Here is a 23,665-nt window from a genome sequence, read left to right on the forward strand (position 1 = left end):
TGTTAAATATTAAGGAAAGGTATAGCTAATATTTTAATAATAATGCATTGATAGCGACAATTATTGTTGATAGCGACATCACTACGGCTGCAACCATCGGGTTTAACATGAGACCGGCGAATGATAATATTCCTGCGGCCAATGGGATGGCAATGATGTTATAGCTGGCTCCCCACCATAGGTTTTGCACTTGCTTAGTATTGCTACGCTTAGCTAAATTAATAAAGTCAATAATTTTTGATAATTGGTCGGCTATCAATATAGCATCAGCGGAAGCATGTGCCACTTCCGTTCCAACACCGATGGCAATACTTAAATTAGCTTGAGCTAAGGCTGGGGCATCATTAATACCATCGCCAATCATCATTGTCATACCATGTTGTTGATACTTTGAAACCAACTTAATTTTGTCTTGAGGGGATACTTGTGAATGGATATCTGTTATTTTTAACTCGTCAGCAATCTGTTGAGCAGCCAATTCGTTGTCACCTGTGATCATAACAGGTGTAATTCCTTGATTCAATAAGTTGCGAATAAAGGCAGGGGCTGATTCTTTGAGATGGTCTCCTTGTGCTAGTGCAGCTATAACGCGTCCCTCTTCCAATAAGTAAGAAATTGAGCCTTCTGTTTGTAGTGGCGTAAAAGTAATATGATTTTGTTTGAGATATTTTGCCGATGCAAGTGTATATAATTGATCATCTATTTTACCACGTACACCATAACCGGCAATGTTTTCTACATGTGATGCTTGTATTTTTGGTGCGTGTTTTTCTTTTGCGTAGTTAACGATGGATTGCGCAAGTGGATGCGTGGATTGCTGGTCTAAGGCGCTCATAATTCCTAGTGCTTTACTTTGATCAAAATCATAGACACTAAAGCGTTGTACAGTAAATTTTCCAGTTGTTAATGTACCAGTTTTATCCATTAAAGCAAACTTTAAATGATTTGCTGCCACTAGTGCTTTACGATTTTTGATTAATATGCCTTCTTTTGCTGCGATCGCCTTTGTTCGATTGATGACCAAAGGTACTGCTAGACCCAAAGCGTGGGGGCAGGCAATGACTAATACAGTTGCGGCAATATTAATTGCAAAACCTAATCCACGTAATGGAGTCCAAATAAGTAGAGAACCAATAGCAAATAATAAAGCCACCCAAAACAGCCATGATGCGACTTTGTCTGCAAGTGTTTCAGCACGCGACTTCTTATCTTGAGAAGATAGTAAGGTTTCTTTTAGCTGGCCAATAAACGAATCATCCCCAACGGTAGTTAATTTGACATCGAGTGTGCCATTACCATTAATGCTACCACCTACCACTTTAGAACCCATTTTCTTTTCGACTAGTCGACTTTCACCAGTCATTAAAGATTCATCAACCTGGCTTACACCTTCAATTATAGTACCATCAGCAGGGAAAGATTCACCAGCCAACACACGAACAATCATGTCTGATTTTAGTGTGTTAATAGGCATATCCATCAACATATTATCATGTTTAACATGAGCAATGTTTGGTATTAGTTCGCTTAACTTGGCCGTTGCATTTCCGGCTTGCATGGTCACAGACATCTCAATTCGGTGACCTAGAAGCATAATAACATTTAGTGTTGCAAATTCCCAAAAGAAATCCATAACGTGAACATGAAGTAGTTGCGTTGATAGAACCGCGCAAATAGAATACCAAAAAGTAACATTCAGCCCGACAGTAATTAAGCTCATCATAGCGGGTTTTTTAGTACGAAATTCAGCGCGCGCACCATCCCAAAAAGGTTTGGAACCAATGAAGTAGAGGAGGGTAGATAATAGCGCAGATACCCAAGAACTGCCAGGGAAAGTAAAAGTAAATGGCAAGTTGATACCCATGAACGGGGTGATAATGATGATTGGAATCATTAAGAAAAAAGCCCACCAAAAACGGCGTTTCATGTCTGACATATCCATACTGTCCATGCCGGCATGAGAAGTGTGTTCATGACTGGACATGTCCATATGATCGTGGTGCTCATGTGATGTATCTTTATTTGTCATATTCATGTGGTCATGGTTCATAGTCATTTACAATCCTCACAGTTTTCGGGTAGACAGTTACAAGCAATGCTTTCTGGGGCATTTTTCATTTTTTGTTCTAGTAACGCTTGTAGTTTGGCAATGTCTGATTGAGATAAGGTCATGTCAGCAAGTACATCCACTAATGTGTGACCAATACACATGGCACACATATCGTCGATTGTGGCACGTAGTGTTTGGGTCATCGTTTCATTTTCACCTATAGTTGGTGTATATAAGCGGTTGCGTGTAGCACCATCTGTGCGTAACAATCCCTTTTTTAGTATTCGGTTGATTAGCGTTTTAACGGTTGATGGCTGCCAATCTTTCTGGTTGTGCATAATGTGAATGATTTGATTGGTGGTAGCTTCACCTAACGTCCATATCACACGCATTATTTCCCATTCACTTGTTGTTAGTAGGTTATTCATATTTTTAGTTTACAACTGTAAACTAAAAAACACAACTATTTTGAATACTTTATGAATAAAAAAGATTGACAAGACAAAGTGTACTGTGTATTATAGTACACGTAGTACAGATATCATGGGGAACAATGAAACACACAAAGGAACAGTTATTGATAGGAGAATTTATAAAAACCTATCAAAATTTAATAAGGAAGTGCACAGATGGCGCAAATTCAACGCAGTCAACCATTATATGAGCAGTTAATGTGGCGTATTAAAGCGCAAATTGCGTCTGGGGTATTGCATATTGGTAATAAATTACCATCAGTTCGAGAAATGGCTTTAATTGAGGGATTAAATCCAAATACAGTGGCAAAGGCTTATAAGGCTCTTGAAGCGCAAAATGTGATTGAAACGGTGACCGGTAAAGGTACTTTTGTTCGTGAAAACGAGGGCATTGTAGATGATAAATTATTAGCACAATTACGTTTAAAAATGACCGAAATTGTTATTGAAGCCAAACGTGCATCTATTGATGCCAAGCAGCTACATAGTTGGATTGAAGAATTATATGGAGAAATATCATGAGTTTAATTTTAGAAAATATTTCTAAAAAGATACACCATCATGCCATTCTAAAAAATGCAAGTTTTGAACTCAACGAGGGAGAAATTGTTGGACTAGTTGGCCGTAATGGTGCGGGGAAAACAACATTATTTAGAACAATATCTGGGGAGATGCAAGCTGATTTTGGTCGTATTGGTCTAGATAATAAAGATTATATGAAAACAATTGCAGTTCATGACCAACTATTTTATATTGATATGCCAGACAATTGGCTAGCATATTACACACCAAAGCGGATTAAATCAATTTTATCTGTCGCTTATACGAATTTTGATTCAGAATGGTATGATGAACGTTTGAATCAATTTGGACTAAACAATAATAAACGTATTCAAAATTATTCAAAAGGGATGAAAGCGTTGTTCACGATTATTGTCAGTTTCGCTAGCCGTGCTCAATATGTTTTATTAGATGAACCGCTTGATGGATTAGACGTATTAGTTCGAGATCAGGTAAAACAGTTAATTATTGATCGTGTGACAAAAAACAATACGACCGTTCTGATTGCGTCACATAATTTGGTTGAGCTTGATACTTTAGTTGATCGTATTCTATTGCTAAAAGATGGCACAATTGATCGCGCATTTGCGATTGAAAATAATAAAAACATTAAAAAGTATCAACTAGCTTACGATGGGGATGTGATGCCAGAGTTTCTAAGAAATAATGGGACAATCATTGCTCAGGTTGGTCATATTGTAACCATTGTGTTTGATAATTTTGATGAGGATATTGGTATTAAGTTAGCTGGATCTGATTTCAAGTTCATAGAAGAACTACCAATTAGCAGTGAAGACATATTCCGCGCGAGCTTTGCCAACGAAGTATACGCGTGGCAGCAAGAATTAGGGGGTGAACAATGAAACAAGCACTACGGCTATATGGCAGGATTAAATCAAATCAAATCATATTAATAGCAATCCTTGGTGTTCTAGTAACTTGTTTTATTGGGGGCGTGAATACATATTATGGGCGAGCAATAACAAACATAGGAAGTGATAGCGAGTTGGGAGGCCTACTTATGGGTATAATGCTCATAGCAGCAGGCGCCGCTACGTACGCAGATCAAACAAGACACTTAAACACATGGTTGAGTACGCAAAGTGCCTCTAGAAGGCAGTTTTTCATCAGTAAAGTGGTGTGGATGATTATTGCGCCAATTATACTGGGTGCTGCTATTGACTTATTCATGTCCATTACAATACGCTCTGATAATTTGCACAAGGTGGCGAGTAACAATTTAAACGACGCTGTGGAATTATTTTACGTGGCTAGTGTGGTGGCGTTGGTTAGTACAATTATTGGACCAATATGGCAAAAAATCGTAGGTAGCTTTTTTGTATTAGTTGTTTGCTCATCGCTATCTGTGAGTGTGAACACAATATCTATTGACTTTGGGATGAAAGAACTAGTTCAAAACGCTGAGTTTACAAAGTTAGTTACATTTATCGTAGCAATGCTCTTACTGGGTGCTAGTTACTATATTGTGGGCATTATCGGGATAGAAAGTGAACACGACGCAGTACGTGTACCGGCTTTGCGATGGCCAGTGGTTATATTTGTGTTTATATCAACACTGTTCTTGCCACTAAATGAGAGTCCACTGACAGCAAGCTCATTCGTATTGCCAGCAATTTTGAGCGTAATCACATTCATCTTCGTATTTAAACCAAAGCTATCTTGGCAAAAATAGTTGATTCAATAAAAGGGGAAAAACATGGCATTATTGGAAGTAAAAAACGTTAATAAAAAATATGGTAATAGAGCAGCAATGGATGACGTCAGTTTTAACGTTGAAGCTGGTCACATTGTTGGATTGATAGGTCCCAATGGCGCTGGTAAATCAACAACCATGCGTGCTATTACTGGTTTAATGAGTTACTCATCTGGAAAAATCACGTTTGATGGGCAACCTGTGACCTTTAATAATCATAGTGCGCTTGATAAAATTGGTAATTTGATTGAATATCCAGCCATTTATCCGAACTTAACCGCACTAGAACACTTGAAGTTGTATGCAATGGACACAAAAAATCCCGCTGATTTCAAAGAATTAATGCAAAAAACGCAAATTGACGGGGACAATTTTGGAAAACGCAAGGCGAAAAACTTTTCATTGGGTATGAAACAGCGCCTTGGTATTGCTATTGCGCTCATCCGAAATCCAAAATTAGTTATTTTGGATGAACCGATGAACGGACTTGACCCACAATCGGTTCACGACTTGCGTGAATTAATTCGCTCATTGGCGGAAGAAGGGGTGGCTTTCTTGATTTCAAGCCATCTATTGGATGAATTACAAAAACTAGTTGATGATGTTGTAATCATTAATCACGGTAAAATTATTCAAACGGCTACCATAGAAACGTTCTTTATTCATGACCAAGCACGTTGGACATTTGACACTAGTGATAATGAATCAGCTCTACAAATAGCACAAGATAAAAATTGGCAAGCTACAATCGATAACGGTCAGTTGCAAATTAGTGGGGCAGAAAATTTGCAGCAAGTGATTACAGCACTCAATGCAGCCAATATACAAATTCAATCACTTAATACGGTAACTGGCAATCTAGAAAAGTCACTACTTGATATGCTAGCGGCTGATAATCAGGGGGAATAACGCATGTTAACATTAATGAAGCAAGAATATTACAAAGCAATCAAGCAAAATAGATTATACATTTGGTTGATTTTAGGATTTATTTTTCCCATTGCTATCATCGGCATTTTTAAGTCAACAAGATCAGCTGGATCGATTATTAATCTTGGTGAGTCCTTAATTTATGTTGAAATGGCAGGAATCATTATTACTGCTTTGTCTATCTCTCAAGAGTTCGGTTTTGGTACAATTCGTCCATTGCTGTCACGTCGCTTTAGTCGAGGTGAAGTGTTCATCAGTAAGTTGTTATTAAACATTAGTGTTTACATTGGATTGTTCTTATCAGCTTTTATTGGTACTGTTTTGGCTACTGCTATATTTGCCCCTAAATATGATTTCTCACAAAAGTTAGGATATATAGGGAACAGTTGGCAGGGTATGATGATTTCGATGATGGATGTAGCACTTCAAATGATATTTGTGGCTGCATTAGTATTGATGGTTACGAACATGGTCAAGAGTTCAGGAGCTGCTATTGGACTTGGCGTAGTTATGATAGTTGCTACACCAATCATCTCTGTTATTTCGTTGAAATTAATTGATTTAGCACCAATATTGAAGTGGAATCCATTCAATATTTATTTAGGTATTGCTAGTCTTGGACAAGTTAAACCTAGTATAATGGCACAAATAATGGATATGTCACAAGGAGCAATGATATCAGCATACTTGATATATATTGTGTTGATGTATGGTATCGCTTATTTAATCTTTAGGAAACGCAGCGTTTAAAATTAGTAAATAATAAAAAACACGAACGTGATGTGAGTTCGTGTTTTTTATTTAAAAATCGGCTGAGGAAGCATCAGTATGGAATCCACCCACACCAGTGAGTGAGTCTAATGATGCAATTTCTGCTGATGTTAGAGCAAAGTCGAATACATCGGCATTGGCTTTAATGTATGTTTCATGTGTTGATTTTGGTAAAGGTAAAAATCCTTTATCCAAAGACCAACGAATTAATATTTGCGGTACCGATTTATTGTATTTTTCACTTAGATTAACGACTTGTGGTAAATCAACGAGCTTTCCTGTACCTAATGGGGAATAGGCTTCGTTAAGCATGCCATGATCTTTATCATAGGCAACTAATTCTTGTTGGTTATCAGAAGGATTTAAAAAGTTTTGATTAACCATGGGTGCTATAGTTTGTGTTTTGGCTAGTGCTTCTAGATGTTCAATTTGGAAATTCGAAACACCAATGGCTGTCGTTTTTCCTATTTTATATTCATCTTCCAAAGCACGCCAAGTATCTGCGTTTGCATCAATCCAGGCATCCTTTCCTTGTTTTTGCAAGGCAGCAGGATTTGGCCAATGGATTAAATATAAATCAACGTAATCTAAGCCAAGCTTGCTAAGAGATGTGTCAAGCGCTTGTATAGCTTTTTCATATGTGTGCGCATCATTCCAAAGTTTAGTCGTTACAAACAATTCATCACGTGGAATACCAGAATCTTTTATGGCACGACCGACAGAATCTTCATTACCATATACAGCCGCTGTATCGATGTGGCGATAACCTGCTTCTAGAGCCCAACGCACAGACTGATAAGCTTCTGTACCGTTTGCACTTTGCCAAGTTCCAAACCCAATTATAGGAATTTCGATGCCGTTGGTTAGCTTATATGTATCTATAAGGGACATGTGATTTACCTCCGTAAGTCTTTTATTATACGGTGTTGTCTTGATAGCACCAGTTACTCTCAGTATAACATGTCAGTCTCACTAATTGATTTTTAGTGCACGGAGAAAAATAATTATTTTAACACTGGTTTAATGTTAGTGCAGTACAGTGACTATATTGACAACAATACTTAAATTGTCAAATTAGCGAAGCCCCCTAAAAAAGATACACTCAATCTATTATTATTCTCTCAAATTATAATTCTCTTCTCTCCCCCGTATCTTTGGATGCGGGGGTTTCGTTTTGAGTGGTGAAAGAATCTAGCTGTTTTAAAGCAACTAAAAAGCACCAAAACCTTATCGATTTTGGTGCTTTTTTATACTGCTCCACTTGGATTCGAACCAAGGACCTGCGCATTAACAGTGCGTTATTCTACCACTGAACTATGGAGCAATTAGCTGAATTAATCAACTATTAAAGTATATCAACGTTGGCATATCTTGTCAACAGTTTATTGCGAAAGTGACTGCTTAATTTTTTGTAGTGCTGTTGTGAGCTGTGATTCTGATATTGTCAGTGGCGGTAACAAACGAAGCGTATTATGTCCGGCACCCAAGGTAACAATTTTTTCATCCAATAAGTCAGCAACAACTTGCTTTACAGGTATATTTAATTCAATACCGGCCATCATACCAAGTCCACGTACTTCAACAACGCTACTTAACTCTTTGAAGGCTGCCAATTCCTGCCAAAAAAGATTAATTTTTTCTGAAATACTAGGCAAGATTAAAGATAATTCGTCTAGCGTTGCACTAGCAGCACTCATAGCCAGTGGATTCCCACCAAATGTTGAACCATGTGCATTATATGAAAATGAACTGGCAAATTCGTTTTTAGCAAGCATTGCGCCTACAGGAACACCGTTAGCCAATGCTTTGGCATTCGTAAAAATATCCGGTTGAAAATGATAGTTTTCAAATGCAAATTTTTTTCCCGTGCGTCCCATGCCAGTCTGTACTTCATCAATCATGATTAAAGACCCATTATCATGAACTACTTGAATTAGTTCTGTAACAAAATCTTGACGCGCAGGAATGACACCTCCTTCGCCTTGAACAAGCTCAAGCATTACACCAGCAACGTCTTTATTAAGGATTTCTTTTAAACTGTTAATGTCATTAAATTCTGCATACTGGAACCCATCTAACATAGGTAATCCGTAATGAATACTATCTTGTCCAGTTGCTGACATAGCACCATAAGTACGACCATGAAAGGAGTTTTTGAAAGTAATGATTGTTTTCCGCTTAGTGACTAAACGGGCTAACTTAATTGCGGCTTCGTTAGCTTCCGCTCCTGAGTTAGCAAAATAAGTGGTATAATTTTCACCACCTAATTTTGCTGCCACAGTTTCTTGCAATTCATTTTCGTATAAATTAGGCAAGTGCCAGATTGCTTTAGCTTGAGCAATAAGTGCTGACTCAACAGCATCATTATTTGCGCCAACATTATAGACACCAATGCCACTGGATAGGTCTGTGTACTCATTGTTCTTACCGTCCGTCCAGGTGGCATTTTTAGTTTTCTTAAATGTTAGTGGGGCACGTTGATAGTTTGGAAATAGCGTCATGTGATATACCTCAAATTGTGACAATAGTACCGGGATGGGTGACTGTATTTGTAATATGAACAGCGTGCACGCCATGACGTGCTGCAAATAAGGCACTATTTACTTTTGGAATCATGCCACCGGTAATCATCTGTGTTTTTTGTAATTCTTCCATCGTTTTGGAAGTTAGATTTTGTAAAATATTTCCCTTAATTTTCACACCAGAAACATCTGTTAATAGATATAACTCATCAGCCTTTAGATATTTAGCCAGTGCTGTCGCTGCGTGATCCGCATTAACATTTAACCACTGACCATTATTGGTAATTGCCATCGGAGCAATAATAGGAACGAGATTTTTTTCCCAAAGGTTATGAATTAATTTAGTATTCACTTGGTGAATGTTACCAACATATCCGAATGTGTCTTGATCAATGGTGTGACCAGTTAACAGTTGATCACTTGCAGCATTTAATCCAATTACAGATAGACCATTGACACGGCAAGCTTCAAGTAGCGCAGGTTGTACCTGACCCAGGAGTGCCATTTTTGTAATGTTGATACCATTTTGTGTAGTAAAACGAATACCGTTTATCTTTTGAACAGGTTCATTAAGTTGTGACATTAAGGCAGAAATAGTGTCACCACCGCCATGAACAATCGCAATTTTATAATGTTGTTTTTGCCAAAATTTGATAGTATCAAAAAAGGCAGGTGTGAGTTGAGTGGCGGCATTGCCACCAATTTTGATGACTATTTTTTTCATTAGACTTTATCTCCCATAAAACGAACAAGATGAGAATGAATTCTCACGTTGTATAAAGTGCATTAATTTTTACATATTCGTATGTTAAATCTGAACCCCAAGCACAACCGGATTCAGTACCAGCATGTAAATCAACATCAATGTGAATGTCATGCTCCTCAAGTTTTTCTGCCATGGCATCGGTATCAAAAACAGCAGGGGTACCATTTACTAATACAGCGATTTGATTAATGCTAATATCAATAAGATTTGGGTTAAGATCGACATTGCTGGCTCCAATAGCAGCGATAATGCGGCCCCAATTAGGATCTTTACCAAAAATAGCCGTTTTTACTAATGATGAGCCGACAATTTTTTTAGCAACCATTCGCGCATCAAGAGCACTTTGCGCGTGATTTACAGCAACAGCAATTAATTTAGTCGCGCCTTCACCATCATTAGCAATAGCAATCGAAAGTGCCGTGGTTACCGTGTGTAACATGTTTTTGAATTGTTCATATTCAGCTGTATGATCCTCAATCATTTTATGACCAGCCAACCCGTTTGCCATTACTAAGACAGTATCATTAGTTGATGTGTCACCATCGATTGTAATTTGATTAAAACTTGTCTCAACATCTTCTGAAAGCGCTTGCTGTAAAAGTTTGGCATCAATGTTAATATCGGTCGTTATAAATCCAAGCATGGTAGCCATATTCGGATGCAACATGCCTGAACCTTTTGCTACACCACTCATTGTGACAATTTTGCCCTGAATAGTGGATTGAATGGTAATTGACTTTTCCTTAGTATCAGTAGTCATAATAGCGTGCGCAAATCCGTTTGTGTCACCATCAATCTTTAACTGTTTGATGCCGTTGATAATTTGATCGATTGGCAGTACTTTACCAATAATACCGGTAGAAGCGACACCAACCAGGCTGGTATCGATATTTAGTTGTTGTGCAGTAAACTCTTGCATAGATTCTGCGTGTGCCATACCAATGCTACCAGTGACAGCATTAGCATTTCCAGAATTAACAATAATGGCTTGCAATTGACCATTTTGAATCGTTTTTTTATCCAGTTGAACTGGAGCGGCCTGCACTTGATTCGTGGTAAAAACGCCGGCCACGCTAGCTATCACGTCACTGTAAATCCAACCAAGATCTTTTGATTTGTGCTTGAGGCCAACGTGTTGACCATCCGCGTGAAATCCTATAGGAGCAGCAATGTCAGCTGTTGATACTGTTGTAATTTGATTTAATAATTCTGTCATAAGGACTTTCCTAAGTATATTTTTAGACGTTAGTATAATGAATATTATGCGTATTGAGCAATCAAATGAAGTCCTGTGCTTTCCTCTAGATCAAACAAATGATTCATGTTTTGGATAGCTTGTCCAGCAGCCCCCTTAATCATATTGTCAAGAACACTAACAATGGTGAGGTATTTGGTATCAGGATTGTAAGTTAGGCCAATATCAGTAAAGTTAGTACCGATAACCTGTTTGATGCTTGGTAATTGATCTTTAGGCATGACACGGACAAATTGCTTATTTGCATACGTTGCGGTGTATAATTCTTGAATTTTTTCGGCCTGACTGTCGTCGTTTATCTTGACATAAGCACTGATAAAAATGCCGCGATTAATTGGTAGTAGGGATGTGGTGAATTGAATATGAGCAATATCGGGTTGCCATTGTTGCAGTTGCTGGGTAATTTCAGGAATGTGTTGATGATGGTTGGCCTTATACATGCTGAAGTTTTCATTAACGTTAACAAAATGACTCGCTAACGTTAGGGATTTGCCAGCACCAGATAATCCGCTTTTAGCATCAATGATGATGTTATCTTTATCAAGCAGCTGTTTTTGTGCAAGAGGGGCAAGAGCAAGAAGTGTGGACGTTGCATAACAACCAGGATTAGCAATGTAGGTTGTTTTATTGTCATAAAAATCAGCTAAACTATAGTGTGCCTGTTGAATGATTTCATCAGAGGCTGGTTCTTTTTTATACCATTTTTTATAAATATCAGCGGGAAGACGGAAATCACCAGACAAATCAATGACGGGGAATTTAGCTTGAATAAAGTCCTGGGCTAAATTTTTGGAAACACCGCTGGATGTTGCAAAAAATACAAGATCCGCTTCCTGCATAATATGCATTGGATCGAATGCTGTGAGCGTTAAATTATACATTGATTTTAGATGCGGAAACTGTTCGCTAATGTCAGCATTTTCTGTTTGAGTATTATGTATGGACACAACCTTGGCATTAGGGTGATTGTAAAGCAGTCGCAATAATTCAAGACCGCCGTATCCTGTAATGCCAACGATAGCAATTTTTATAATTTTGTCTGTCATGGTGTGCCCTCCTTGTGTTTGATGTTTTAAATATTAAACCAATAAGCATTTAAATACAATAAATATGCAAAACAAAATTGGATATTTTAAATTTAATGCATAAAAAAACACTTCATACGAAGTGTTAAGCTCGTGCAGGTAATTCAAGAATTGCTATATCAAGTACGTGTTCCATACTTTTGGAACGTAATTCATTGAGGAAAAATCCGTCCTGCAGGTCCAATTTAGTGTCTAAGGCGAATACAGTTAGTGTGTAGTTATGAGCCTTATCAGGAGGCATTGGGCCAATATAAGATTGATTTAGGCTAGCATTAGCTGGATGTCCTAACTTTTGCACATCATGCCAAGTTGAATTTGTACCAAATGTACCGCGTTTGGTAGCACGAAGATTTTCAGGAATATTAGTTACAGGGAGGTTTGCCGCTAACCAGTGAATCCAGGGGAATCCGCATACAGGAACGGCATCATAGTCGATTAAACTGACAGACAATGATTGGGTGCCAGCCGGCGTGTTGGATATTTCGACTGGGAAATTAGTGGTTGGCATATCGTTGGTACGATAATCAACAGGTGCATATTTTGCATATTTATCTGGTATAAAACCGTTATCAAGTGTGACATCTATCTTCATGATCATTCTCCTATTAAGTTTTTCTTGGCCTGTGCCAAACGTGTGCGAACAGCGATGGGCATTTCAGAATTATATTTACGAATGGATGAAATGGCATCAATAACAATCTTTGTGCGGGTATCTACGTCTTGTATGCCAGCAGTTTTTGAGCGTATTTCGTTTTCGAATCGTTCAATAAAATCAAGCTGGAGTTGTGTTTTATCAGCACGGAGGGTCTCGGCTGCGGCAACTTCACCGTTAGACTCAAGGTCAGTTATAGCTATATTATACCCCTCAAAAAAGTCAGATGCATTGGTCGTGTTTTCCCAAGTAATCGCCTCATTTGCTGCTTCAATATTTTTTTCTGTCGTTTTTTTCTTTTTGAAAATGTTAAAGAAAGACATAATTCGTAATCCTTTCAAGTATAAATATATAATAATTTTTCATGTTCGTTTAATGGCGAACAAACGTTTTATCTGATACAATAAAAATAGTTTTTGAATCGGGGAAAATTATGGCAGCACATAAAACGGTATTTAATGACAAACAACGTATTTTGCGTCTTTATTCAGCATTGATAAGTCATCGAGCGCTCTCAATTGAAGAAATCGAAGATATGTTTTTTATTGGTCGAAAAACTGTACAACGAGATATCTCTGAAATTCGCACGTTTTTGCATGATTTACAAATTGGTGAACCAATAAAATCTGAAATCATTTTTGACCGCCACTCTAAAAAATATCGACTAACAGAAATGGATAACTTGTTTCGAGTTTTTGACAAAATCAATAAAATTGATGAAGAAGAATAACCTTTTGATTTATTTATTGTTCGTTAATTGGTCAAAATCATCGACCATATCTTTTGGTCCGACAACGGAAACAATATCTTTTTCGTGGAGTTTGTAGGTTGAGTCAGGGGCGACAATAACATCACCGTCATGACGAACAGCTATAACATTTAGCCCGAATTTTTTTCGAATGTTCAGGTTGCTAATGGATCGACCGTAAAATGCAGGATTAACAATTTGAACTTCGGCCATGGAATAGTCATCAGATAGCTCAATAAAATTCAACATGTTAGGCGCAAGAAGTTTGCGTGCTACTCGTTCGCCCATCTCGCGTTCGGGTTGCACAACAACATCGGCGCCTATTTTTGTTAAAACACGTAAATGTGTTCGATTTTCAGCTTTAGCAATCACGTTTTTGGCACCTAAATCTTTGGCATTAATAGTTGCCAAAATGCTAGCCTGCATATTATGGCCAATAGCAATCACGATATGATCAAAGCTAGCAATATCTAGCTTACGTAAAACCTCATCTTCCTGTGCATCAGCAATGACGACCTGTGTTGCGACGTCACGATAATCATTGACGTGTTCTTCATTAATATCAATTCCTAATACATCTTGACCGTTAGCAACCAATGTTTCCAAAAGAGCACCACCAAAGCGGCCCAGCCCTATAATTGCATAAGTTTGCCTCATAATATTTACTCCTAATTATTGCTTATGTTATCCAATGATAACGGATTCTTCTGGGTAACGGAAAGGTGCCTTATCATCATGTACATTCAAAATTGAAAACATAACAGTGTAGATACCAACACGTCCGATAAACATAGCCAACATGATAATAATCTGACCAAATGTTGTTAAGTGTGGTGTTAGTCCCAGTGTTAATCCGGTCGTAGCGAATGCACTAACAACTTCAAAAATCACATACTCTAGACCAAAGTGTTCAGCGTGGGTTTGAGTAAGCATTAATAGGAAAGAAAGAATACCCAAAAACACTAATGATACGAATACTAGTAACAATGCTCGAACAATATTTTCATGTGATAAGCGACGATGTGAAAAAACAACGTCTTTCTTACCGCGTAAAGCGGCATGTGTTTGTAAAATTAATACACCTAAGGTGGTTGTTTTGATACCACCAGCAGTTGATCCGGGTGTACCACCGATATACATTAACATCATTGTTAATAGTACAGTTGCTGAACTCATTGAATCAAAACTGAATTGCGCAAAACCAGCAGTTCGGTATGAAATAGACATAAATAGTGTATCAAACACTCGATTAATGGGTAGAACACTTTGAGCAGAATTAATATTTCGTTCAGTTAATTCGAATAGTAGCCAGCCACCAACAATCAATACACCGGTCATAACAAGTGCTAGCTTGGAATGCAGTGTAAGATGATGAGTTGCTCGATACAATAGCAAATCACGCCATACAAGAAACCCAAGTGATCCAGCAATAATAAGTGCAGCGATAATTAAAAGAATCCACGGTTCATTATTATATGCTGCAGTTCCTTGTGGCAAAATTGAAAATCCTGAATTACCAAACGCTGAAATGGCATGAAAAACTGCATAAAATACACCGCGTTTCCAACCAAAATCATTTATAAAAAAGGGAGCCAGTAATACAGCGCCAATAGTCTGAATAATGACTGATAATTTGATGACATATCCAAAAACAACACGTGTATCGTAAAGGCTTTCTAAGTTGTAAACCTCCTGAACCATCATTTTACTTTTTAAGTCCATTTGTTTCCTGGTGGCGGTAAATAGCAACACAGAGAATGACATGAAACCGAGTGCACCAATTTCAATTAGAATCATAATAACAATCTGGCCGAAAGTCGTCCAATGTTGTGCAGTGTCAACTACGGTAAGGCCGGTTACTGATGCAGCCGAAGTGGCTGTGAATAATCCATCCATAAAAGTATGACCAACATTACCATGATAACTAAAGGGTAGCATCAATAACAATGCACCAATTGTGATGACTGTTAAAAAGCCCAACGACAGACGTTGTGGCATTGATATACGTGACCAAAAATTATGACGCCGTGATTGGTCATGGAATTTTTGCATTTCAGCTGCAGTTGGTAAATCGATTTTTCTAGACATATTTCGTTTGTTGTATTCCTCTTAAAGATAAAATGTTATTTTACAACATATTGCCTTTGTTTAATTATACACTGTGTGTTATAAAATCGGTTAATTTTGGTGAGCAGTAAGTACTAAAATTTCTGTTTACAATTAACTTAACTAATGTTAAGATAAAATGTTCGAAAAATTATGATAAAATCGTTAGATTTTTATAAATATAATACCAGTTTATTGCTCTTTAGGATTGGTGTTTATTTAAAAGGGGACCTTATCGTTTATGATGAAATACACAGATAGAAGAGTTGGAATAAATAGTATTAAAGTACGTCTTGCTATTTATTTAACCTATATTGTTCAAGGATTTGCTCTGATTATTTTGGCTCAAACCGTACAACAATTAAGTGGACTATGGCATGCTTCAATAGCAGGGACAACAGCTGTTGTTTCAGCTATTGGTATTGGAAAGTTGATTGCTTATCCAATTTTAGGTGAATTATCTGATCATGTGGATAGAAAAAAATTACTAATCCTTGCAATGCTCATGTACCTTATATTTTTTACTATTTTACCATTGACAACCACGTTATTCTTGGCTGTCATTGTAACAACACTGGCAGGTTTAGCTAATGCAGCATTAGATTCTGTAGCTTATCCGTCGTTGTTAGAGATGAATCATGGTAAATCGAGTGGCAATGTACTTATTAAAGCTATGATTTCATTGGGAGAAGGAATATTGCCAATTATTTTAGTGGCCTTAATTGATCGTCATATTTGGTTTGGCTGGTTATTTTGGGTAGCTGCTGGAATTCTAATAATTAATTTATTAATTATGACGTCAATTAATCCTGAGAGTTTTTATCCAATTAAAACACGTAAAAGTATAGTTGACACCAAAAGTGAAGGTACGTGGAATTGGAATATCACTAAAATATTATTTATGGTTTATGGTTTCAGTGCCATGTGGGTGATGATTCATTTTACGCAATGGGTTACGCGTTATTTTCATGTTGTTCAATCTTTTTCCACCGTTAGTTCGCATGTTTTAATGTCTTTTTACAGTATTGGATCACTAATTGGTGTTGGAACGCTGTTTTTGCTAACAAATCGCGGTTGGTTTAATGAAAAAATATTGTTAATAATGACGGCATTAGGCACAATATTTGGATTAATTATTGTTGTCCTAAGTCGTGAGCCTGTCAGTGCTAGCATTGGGTGCTTTATTTTTGGATTTTCAGCCGCAGGAGGAACACTACAATTAGGATTAAGCCAATTGATTGCATCTGACCCAAACTTTGCTGGGCGTTTGACAGGGCTTTACTTTTTCTTTGGTAGTATAGCATTTTTTATCATGCCAATAGTAACAGGTATATTTGCCGCACAACATCTTCAGGGTATTATGTTAAGTTTGTTGGTTGTCGCTGGTTTGAATTTATTCATTGTTGTCTTTAATTTTTATTATTCGCGGCGACGTTTGAGTTAGTTCAGAGTTAAGTGTAAGATTGGTTGTATTATTTGTTGTTTTATAATTTTATTAATGGAGGGTTTTAAATTATGACAAACACAGTTGTGATAACTGGTGCATCTTCAGGTATGGGGCTTAGTGCGACTAAATTATTTTTAAAAAATGGTTGGAATGTAGTAATGGCTGATTATGATGAAACTTCTGGCAAAAAGGTTGAATCAGAGTTGGTCCAAAAGTATTCTGCAGACCGAGTTTTTTTTCATAAGACAGATGTTTCTAGTTCAGAATCGGTTATTGATTTAAAGAATGCAACTTTCAAAAAGTTTCATTCAGTGCAAAGCATTATTAATAATGCAGGTATATTTGTTAAAGGCGCCGTGCATGAAGTAGAGGAACGAGATTGGGATCGCATTATGAATGTTGATGTTAAGTCAATTTATCTCATGACCCGCGAGTTTGTTCCATCGATGATAGAACAGCGTCAAGGAACAATTGTTAATACAGCTTCCATTTCTGGATTAATGGGCGATTACAACATGGCTTCATATAACGCTGCTAAAGGAGCAGTGGTCAACTTGGTCCGATCAATGGCACTTGATTATGGGAAATATAATATTCGAGTGAACAATGTTAACCCAGGACCAACAAATACACCAATGTTCCAAAAAAATCCTGCAGAAGTCATTAAAAAATTTGAGGATGCAAGCCCTCTTCACAAATTAACGGAGCCAGAAGATGTGGCCAGAGTAATATACTTCTTGGCATCATCTGAATCTGAATCAATTACTGGAGAAAACATTCCTGTATCGGGTGGGTTTGAAATTTATAGTGGACAACCAGTTCAATAATTTTTGTTCAATAAAAAAGCTAAGCAACTAGATGAATAGTTCTTAGCTTTTTTAGTCTGACCATAATGACATTGAGTTATGTGCTAGATATTTTTTCATGCGAGATTGAAATTTTTCTAATGGCTCGGTGGTTTCTTGACTCATCCAAACTGAAATAAAAGTAGTAAGCATTTCAATTAGATATTTAATAGATAAACCTTCAGCATTTAAAGTGGGATTGTATTCTATAATCAAAGACATGTACTTTGATTTAATGAATTGTGTCCAAATGCCACTAATATAAGGTCGAGTGTACAAAATATGTAACTCCTCTTTTTTGCCATACAGCATTGGTGCCATGTCATTGATAAACACTGATATAACATCCGAATTGGTTGATAAACTATGCTCAACTCTTATCTTAATGTTTTGATCTACTTTATTAATGATTGCATAAAATAAATCGTCGTATGATGGAAAATAATATTTAATACGTTGCTTTGGTACACCAGACATAAGTTGTAACTTTTCAAAACTAGGTGCCTCATCCCAGCTATCTAACATACTTTTTAAAAAGGTTGATAAGATCAAATCTTCCTCACTGTTTTCATTTGTAGTAGTAGGCTGAGTAATAAAAAAGTCCAAAGGCAAGTCAAATTTTTCAATAATCGTTAGCATCATTTCTGTGGTTGGATGACCTTTACGTCGCTCCCAATTGGAGACAGATTGAAAAGAAATATACAGTTTTTCAGCAAATTGTTGTTGCGTTAATCCGCGATTTTTACGGAGATTCTTAATTTTATCGCCAATATCCATTAGTTTCTCCAAGTGGTAAATTATTTATTTCTATCATATAACAAAAGGGAGAGTAATCATATATATTTTAAAAAAAGAATACAAAAAATGAAAATTTTACATAATGCTATTTTCATAAATATTTTGGTACAATAACTTTATTTTGTTTTGAAAAAAGTATACATTCTCAATGTTATTAGTCACCTTTAGGAGGGATATTACTATATAAGACGTGAATCACCTTAATTTACTCTAATCAATAGGTAAAATGATTGCAACATACGTGTTTAGAGAACATGGTATAATATTATTTAAGGAAAATTCCGCGAACAGTTTTTGTCCGCGGAATTTTTACAACCTATATAGAAAGAAGCAGAGAGTATATGACCGAATCAACACCAGTCATTGAAATGCGACATATTATCAAAAAATTTGGTGATTTTGCGGCCAATGATGACATTAACCTACAAGTCCAACAAGGTGAAATTCACGCGTTACTTGGTGAAAACGGTGCAGGGAAATCAACATTAATGAATATTTTGACAGGATTATTACAGCCTACTAGTGGCGAAATCTTGATTAATGGGGAGAAAGTATCAGTTGATTCACCCTCAAAATCCGATGCTTTAGGCATTGGAATGGTGCATCAACATTTTATGTTAATTGATGCTTTTACTGTAACAGAAAATATTATTCTCGGTTCAGAAGTGACAAAAGGATTGTCCTTAGACACTAAAACTGCTGCTAAGAAAATACAAGCCTTGTCAGATCAATATGGTTTATCAGTTGATCCAATGGCTAAGATTTCTGATATATCAGTTGGTCAACAACAGCGTGTCGAAATATTAAAGACCCTTTATCGTGGCGCTGATATTTTGATTTTTGATGAACCAACAGCAGTTTTAACACCACAAGAAATTGATGAGCTAATTGCCATTATGCATAATTTAGCACAAGAGGGTAAATCAATTATCTTGATTACGCATAAACTTGACGAAATACGAGCTGCTGCTGATACGGTGACAGTCATTCGTTCAGGTAAATCAATTGATACTTTCCCAGTTGCTGGTGTATCTTCTCAAGAACTAGCTGATTTAATGGTTGGCCGTGAAGTCAGCTTTAAAACGGAAAAAGAGATAGCTCAAACCGGTGAAGTTGTATTATCTATTGATAACCTAGAAGTTCAGGATGCGCGCCATGTTGCTGCTGTTAAAAACTTTTCGCTTGATGTGAGAGCAGGTGAAATTGTTGGTTTAGCTGGTATCGATGGGAACGGGCAAACAGAATTAATCCAAGGAATTACTGGATTAACAAAGGTACAAGCAGGACATGTTAAGCTAAAAGGAGAGGATATTACCAATAAAAAGCCGCGTCATATTACTGAAGCGGGTGTTGGTCATATTCCTGAAGATAGATTGCGTTTTGGTATGGAAGTTGAAATGACGTTGTCTGAAAACTTGTCATTACAAACGTACTATAAACAACCCATTTCAAAAGCGGGTGTCTTGCAACCTGCTGAAATGGATAAATTAGCTGATAAATTAGTTCAGGAATTTGATGTGCGAGCTGCCAATATTCATGTGACCGCGGGTTCAATGTCGGGTGGAAACCAACAAAAAGCTGTAGTTGCACGCGAATTAAATCGTGATAATGATCTCGTGATTGCTGCTCAGCCAACCCGTGGGTTGGATGTTGGAGCGGTTGAATATATCCATCAACGTTTAATCGCACAACGTACAGCTGGTAAGGCCGTATTGGTTGTTAGTTTTGAGTTAGATGAAATTCTTAACTTATCAGACCGTATCGCTGTTATTAATGACGGTAAAATTGTCGGAATAGTTGATGCTCAAGATACAAATAAGCAAGAGCTTGGGTTATTGATGACAGGTATGAGTTTAACAGAAGCTCGTGCGGCATTGAAAGAAGAGGTGAAATCCTAATGATTGCACAAAAGAATAACCTTTCTGTGGCAATGTTTTCTGTTTTATTCGGTTTAATTGTCGGCGCAGTGATTATGTTAGTATTCGGCTATAACCCAATTTCTGGTTATGTTGCGCTGCTTGGTTCGGCATTTGGTTCAATGCAGGACATTGGTGGTGTATTGACGCAAATGACGCCTTTGATTTTGACAGCATTAGGCTTTGCAGTCGCTTCGGCTGCCGGATTCTTCAATATTGGTTTGTCAGGTCAAGCTTTAGCCGGATGGGTTGGGGCAGTTTGGTATGCTTTGAGTTTCCCTGATATGTCAGCTATCATCATGATACCAAGCGCGTTAATCATTGGAGCTGGGCTGGGCGCAATTGCTGGGTTCATTCCTGGTTGGCTACGCGCACAGTTTGGTGCTAGTGAAGTGATTGTGACGATTATGATGAATTATATTTTCCTCTTTTTGGGAAATGATATCTTGCAAAATACGATGTCTAAAAATATTAAGGAGTCTGCAGAAACAACCAAACAAGTTGGTGCCAATGCATCTCTCCAGATGAAATGGTTGACTGACTTAACGCAAGGTTCAAGCATTTCAGCGGGAATATTTATTGCTTTAGCAATGATTATTGTTGTTTGGTTTGTTATGAAGAAAACAACGCTTGGTTTTGAAATTCGTGCTGTTGGTTTAAACCCTGATGCGGCTAGATATGCTGGTATGTCAGCAAAGCGCAATGCTACAATAGCTATGGCAATATCTGGAGGTTTGGCAGGTTTAGCGGGAACCATTGAGGGACTTGGTAATTATCTGAACTTCTTTACGCAAAATGGTTCACCATCAATTGGATTTGATGGTATGGCTGTTGCTTTGCTTGGTGGTGGTTCTTACCTCGGTATTCTTGGCGCTGCCGCAATATTTTCTGTATTGAAAATTGGTGGATTAGGAATGCCAATGTCTTCTGGTGTGCCATTTGAGTTGGTAGATATCGTTACAGCCTCAATTATTTTCTTTGTGGGTGTTCGCTATTTAATTCTATTAATTCAAAAACGAATTAAGGCTATGGACGAAAAAGCGGCATTAGAGGCAGCCGATAAAAAAGCGGCAAAAGCAAATCATCAGAAAGGCGGTGAATAAAATGTCACTCATGGCGATGTTATCACTTGTTATATCTAGTACATTAGTTTATTCAGCACCGCTGATATTTACTTCAATTGGAGGAACTTTTTCCGAACGTTCAGGTGTCGTTAACGTCGGGTTGGAAGGAATTATGGGAATGGGCGCTTTTGCAGCGGTCGTCTTTAACTTAACATTTGCTGGACAACTTGGTGCTGCCACACCCTGGTTAGGCCTGCTAGCTGGTGCCATCGTTGGGGTTGTTTTTTCACTAATTCATGCTGTTGCTACAGTAACGTTGCGTGCGGATCATATCATTTCTGGAACTGTTATTAATTTGATGGCGCCAGCTTTAGGTGTTTTCCTTATCAAAGTCTTGTATGGTAAAGGTCAAACGGAATCCATTGGGCAGGACTTTGGTTATGCCACGGTTCCCGGATTATCAAAAATTCCAGTATTAGGGCAATTATTCTTTGAAAAAACATCTGGACCAGCTTGGTTAGCAATTCTTGTTGCTGGAATATCATGGTATATTATATTTAAAACAAAGTTTGGTTTACGTCTGCGCTCGGTTGGTGAGAATCCACAAGCTGCCGATACACTTGGCTTAAATGTTGCACGTTTGCGTTATTCTGGTGTGATGATTTCTGGATTGCTTGGTGGCATTGGTGGTGCAGTTGTAGCACAGTCAATTTCATTAAACTATTCAGCTAGTACAATTGTTGGACAAGGCTTTATGGCGATGGCCGCAATGATTTTTGGTCGTTGGAATCCGTTAGGTGCTTTGGGGGCTTCATTGTTCTTTGGTTTGTCACAATCACTTGCTGTGATTGGTGCACAATTACCAGGATTGAAAAATGTGCCTTCAATTTGGTTGCAAATAGCACCATACGTACTTACAATTATTGTGCTTGTGTTCTTCTTTGGTAAAACACGTCCGCCTAAGGCTGATGGTGTTAACTATATTAAAGCAGCCTAAATAACATAAAAAAAGCGAATCTTTTGATTCGCTTTTTTTATTTATAAGTAAGCTGCTGTTTTCTCAGCAATTGCATTAGCTGATGTTTGTAGTAGCACCTTTTCGTCATCGGTAAGTTGTAGATCAAATTCAGCAGTTACACCATCACGGCCAATAATGGCTGGCGTAGAAATATATCCTTCAAAACGCTCATCATAGTGAGAAACGATGGCTTCTCTGCGTGCATTGGATAGAACTAAGTTTGCAAGAGAAACAGCAGCATGAGCAATGGCAAAATTCGTATATTTTTTACCGGCAAAAACGGTAAAGCCGCCAACACGTGCAGCCTCTGCAACTTTATCTAGATTAATATCGTATAGCTTAACCAATTCATCCGCATTTTTTCCTAATGCCTTAACGGTAGACCAAGCGGCAAACTGTGAATCGCCGTGTTCTCCAAGCATATAACCACTAATTCCGCGAGGATCAATTGCTAATGTATCACCTAATGCACGTTTTAAGCGTGCAGTATCTAGGTAAGTTCCAGTGCCAAAAACTTGATTCGCTGGGAGGCCAGTTGCTTTTTGATAGATACCAGTAATAACGTCAACAGGATTTGAGATAACAATGAGCACACCATTGAAGCCAGCTTGCTTTAAGTCAGATCCAACCTGTTGTACCTCTGGGGTATTAGCTTTTAGTTCTGTAAAACGATCGCCACCAGGCTTAATCAGTTCGATGTGTCCTAAAGCAGAAATAACAACTTCAGCGTCTGCTAAGTCTTTTGCTGTTCCAGCGTGTACTTCAACATGATGATCTAATAGACTGGCAGCATCACGAAAATCGAGCCCTTCAGATGCAAGTTTTTCTGGATTTTTATCCACTAAAACAATTTCATCTGCTAATCCTTGCGCAATAATGATGTGGGCTACCGTTACACCAACATGTCCAATGCCAACAACACCTATTTTTCTCATGTGAGTACC

At 37.6% G+C, this 23,665-nt stretch carries 24 protein-coding genes and 1 tRNA gene; 11 read left to right on the forward strand and 14 right to left on the reverse strand.

Features of this window, described 5'->3' with window-relative positions:
• Positions 1-25: 25 nt before the first annotated feature.
• Both JNUCC76_RS00240 and JNUCC76_RS00245 read right to left on the reverse strand, forming a co-directional pair.
• Complete coding sequence (locus JNUCC76_RS00240) at positions 26-2,056, reverse strand: copper-translocating P-type ATPase (protein ID WP_454154890.1); 2,031 nt, start codon at positions 2,054-2,056, stop codon at positions 26-28.
• The gene (locus tag JNUCC76_RS00245) at positions 2,053-2,478 is read right to left on the reverse strand and encodes a CopY/TcrY family copper transport repressor (protein WP_454154892.1); all 426 of its coding nucleotides are present in this window, start codon (positions 2,476-2,478) and stop codon (positions 2,053-2,055) included. The genes JNUCC76_RS00240 and JNUCC76_RS00245 overlap by 4 nt, the downstream gene beginning before the upstream one ends.
• A 201-nt stretch (positions 2,479-2,679) precedes the next feature.
• On the opposite strand from JNUCC76_RS00245, the gene JNUCC76_RS00250 reads away from it, so the two are divergent.
• From JNUCC76_RS00250 to JNUCC76_RS00270, 5 genes are read left to right on the forward strand one after another with little or no spacing between them, the layout of a single operon-like run.
• Positions 2,680-3,045: a GntR family transcriptional regulator gene (locus JNUCC76_RS00250; protein WP_454154894.1), complete on the forward strand. Its 366-nt coding sequence runs from the start codon at positions 2,680-2,682 to the stop codon at positions 3,043-3,045.
• On the forward strand, positions 3,042-3,947 hold the full coding sequence (locus JNUCC76_RS00255) for an ATP-binding cassette domain-containing protein (protein ID WP_454154895.1): 906 nt from the start codon (positions 3,042-3,044) through the stop codon (positions 3,945-3,947). The genes JNUCC76_RS00250 and JNUCC76_RS00255 overlap by 4 nt, the downstream gene beginning before the upstream one ends.
• Complete coding sequence (locus JNUCC76_RS00260; RefSeq protein WP_454154897.1) at positions 3,944-4,777, forward strand: hypothetical protein; 834 nt, start codon at positions 3,944-3,946, stop codon at positions 4,775-4,777. Before JNUCC76_RS00255 ends, JNUCC76_RS00260 begins: the two co-directional genes overlap by 4 nt.
• Before the next feature lie 24 nt (positions 4,778-4,801).
• Entirely contained in the window at positions 4,802-5,707 is a 906-nt protein-coding gene (locus JNUCC76_RS00265; RefSeq protein WP_454154899.1) for an ABC transporter ATP-binding protein, read from the forward strand.
• A 3-nt stretch (positions 5,708-5,710) separates the two neighbouring features.
• The gene (locus JNUCC76_RS00270; RefSeq protein ID WP_454154901.1) at positions 5,711-6,478 is read left to right on the forward strand and encodes an ABC transporter permease; all 768 of its coding nucleotides are present in this window, start codon (positions 5,711-5,713) and stop codon (positions 6,476-6,478) included.
• A gap of 51 nt (positions 6,479-6,529) precedes the next feature.
• Here the strand turns inward: JNUCC76_RS00270 and JNUCC76_RS00275 are convergent, their stop codons facing one another.
• The 8 genes from JNUCC76_RS00275 to JNUCC76_RS00310 form a co-directional block, all read right to left on the reverse strand.
• Positions 6,530-7,390, reverse strand: a complete 861-nt coding sequence (locus JNUCC76_RS00275) for an aldo/keto reductase (RefSeq protein WP_454154903.1) — start codon at positions 7,388-7,390, stop codon at positions 6,530-6,532.
• A gap of 361 nt (positions 7,391-7,751) precedes the next feature.
• Positions 7,752-7,823 (reverse strand) — tRNA-Asn (locus tag JNUCC76_RS00280).
• A 58-nt stretch (positions 7,824-7,881) separates the two neighbouring features.
• Positions 7,882-9,000 (reverse strand): aminotransferase class III-fold pyridoxal phosphate-dependent enzyme, encoded by a 1,119-nt coding sequence (locus JNUCC76_RS00285; RefSeq protein ID WP_454154905.1) that lies wholly within the window; start codon positions 8,998-9,000, stop codon positions 7,882-7,884.
• 10 nt (positions 9,001-9,010) lie between these two features.
• A complete protein-coding gene (argB, locus tag JNUCC76_RS00290; RefSeq protein ID WP_072612857.1) occupies positions 9,011-9,745 on the reverse strand; it encodes an acetylglutamate kinase in 735 nt (244 codons plus the stop codon).
• Between the two features lie 43 nt (positions 9,746-9,788).
• A complete protein-coding gene (gene argJ, locus JNUCC76_RS00295) occupies positions 9,789-11,003 on the reverse strand; it encodes a bifunctional glutamate N-acetyltransferase/amino-acid acetyltransferase ArgJ (RefSeq protein ID WP_272205537.1) in 1,215 nt (404 codons plus the stop codon).
• 44 nt (positions 11,004-11,047) lie between these two features.
• The gene (gene argC / locus JNUCC76_RS00300; RefSeq protein ID WP_454154907.1) at positions 11,048-12,088 is read right to left on the reverse strand and encodes an N-acetyl-gamma-glutamyl-phosphate reductase; all 1,041 of its coding nucleotides are present in this window, start codon (positions 12,086-12,088) and stop codon (positions 11,048-11,050) included.
• Between the two features lie 124 nt (positions 12,089-12,212).
• Positions 12,213-12,719, reverse strand: a complete 507-nt coding sequence (locus tag JNUCC76_RS00305; RefSeq protein WP_454154909.1) for a YbhB/YbcL family Raf kinase inhibitor-like protein — start codon at positions 12,717-12,719, stop codon at positions 12,213-12,215.
• 2 nt (positions 12,720-12,721) lie between these two features.
• Positions 12,722-13,102: a GTP-binding protein gene (locus tag JNUCC76_RS00310; RefSeq protein WP_454154911.1), complete on the reverse strand. Its 381-nt coding sequence runs from the start codon at positions 13,100-13,102 to the stop codon at positions 12,722-12,724.
• Between the two features lie 110 nt (positions 13,103-13,212).
• Between JNUCC76_RS00310 and JNUCC76_RS00315 the strand changes: the two genes are divergently transcribed.
• Complete coding sequence (locus JNUCC76_RS00315; protein ID WP_072612861.1) at positions 13,213-13,509, forward strand: kinase; 297 nt, start codon at positions 13,213-13,215, stop codon at positions 13,507-13,509.
• Positions 13,510-13,518: 9 nt separating this feature from the next.
• Here JNUCC76_RS00315 and JNUCC76_RS00320 read toward each other — a convergent pair whose 3' ends face one another.
• Entirely contained in the window at positions 13,519-14,184 is a 666-nt protein-coding gene (locus tag JNUCC76_RS00320) for a potassium channel family protein (protein ID WP_211637214.1), read from the reverse strand.
• A gap of 27 nt (positions 14,185-14,211) precedes the next feature.
• The gene (locus tag JNUCC76_RS00325; RefSeq protein WP_454154913.1) at positions 14,212-15,615 is read right to left on the reverse strand and encodes a TrkH family potassium uptake protein; all 1,404 of its coding nucleotides are present in this window, start codon (positions 15,613-15,615) and stop codon (positions 14,212-14,214) included.
• 262 nt (positions 15,616-15,877) lie between these two features.
• Between JNUCC76_RS00325 and JNUCC76_RS00330 the strand changes: the two genes are divergently transcribed.
• Both JNUCC76_RS00330 and JNUCC76_RS00335 read left to right on the forward strand, forming a co-directional pair.
• Entirely contained in the window at positions 15,878-17,077 is a 1,200-nt protein-coding gene (locus JNUCC76_RS00330) for an MFS transporter (protein WP_454156496.1), read from the forward strand.
• Between the two features lie 71 nt (positions 17,078-17,148).
• Complete coding sequence (locus JNUCC76_RS00335) at positions 17,149-17,907, forward strand: SDR family NAD(P)-dependent oxidoreductase (protein ID WP_260342259.1); 759 nt, start codon at positions 17,149-17,151, stop codon at positions 17,905-17,907.
• 51 nt (positions 17,908-17,958) lie between these two features.
• On the opposite strand, the gene JNUCC76_RS00340 is transcribed toward JNUCC76_RS00335, so the two are convergent.
• A complete protein-coding gene (locus JNUCC76_RS00340; protein ID WP_454154915.1) occupies positions 17,959-18,702 on the reverse strand; it encodes a helix-turn-helix domain-containing protein in 744 nt (247 codons plus the stop codon).
• 362 nt (positions 18,703-19,064) lie between these two features.
• Between JNUCC76_RS00340 and JNUCC76_RS00345 the strand changes: the two genes are divergently transcribed.
• From JNUCC76_RS00345 to JNUCC76_RS00355, 3 genes are read left to right on the forward strand one after another with little or no spacing between them, the layout of a single operon-like run.
• Positions 19,065-20,621 carry an ABC transporter ATP-binding protein gene (locus JNUCC76_RS00345; protein ID WP_454154916.1) on the forward strand — a complete coding sequence of 519 codons (1,557 nt, stop codon included), beginning with the start codon at positions 19,065-19,067 and terminating at the stop codon, positions 20,619-20,621.
• Positions 20,621-21,742, forward strand: coding sequence for an ABC transporter permease (locus JNUCC76_RS00350; protein ID WP_454154917.1), 1,122 nt, complete (start codon positions 20,621-20,623; stop codon positions 21,740-21,742). Before JNUCC76_RS00345 ends, JNUCC76_RS00350 begins: the two co-directional genes overlap by 1 nt.
• A gap of 1 nt (position 21,743) precedes the next feature.
• Complete coding sequence (locus tag JNUCC76_RS00355; protein ID WP_031296082.1) at positions 21,744-22,700, forward strand: ABC transporter permease; 957 nt, start codon at positions 21,744-21,746, stop codon at positions 22,698-22,700.
• Between the two features lie 41 nt (positions 22,701-22,741).
• On the opposite strand, the gene JNUCC76_RS00360 is transcribed toward JNUCC76_RS00355, so the two are convergent.
• The gene (locus JNUCC76_RS00360) at positions 22,742-23,656 is read right to left on the reverse strand and encodes a lactate/malate family dehydrogenase (protein ID WP_454154920.1); all 915 of its coding nucleotides are present in this window, start codon (positions 23,654-23,656) and stop codon (positions 22,742-22,744) included.
• Between the last annotated feature and the right edge of the window lie 9 nt (positions 23,657-23,665).

It is taken from the genome of Leuconostoc sp. JNUCC 76, assembly GCF_053667755.1.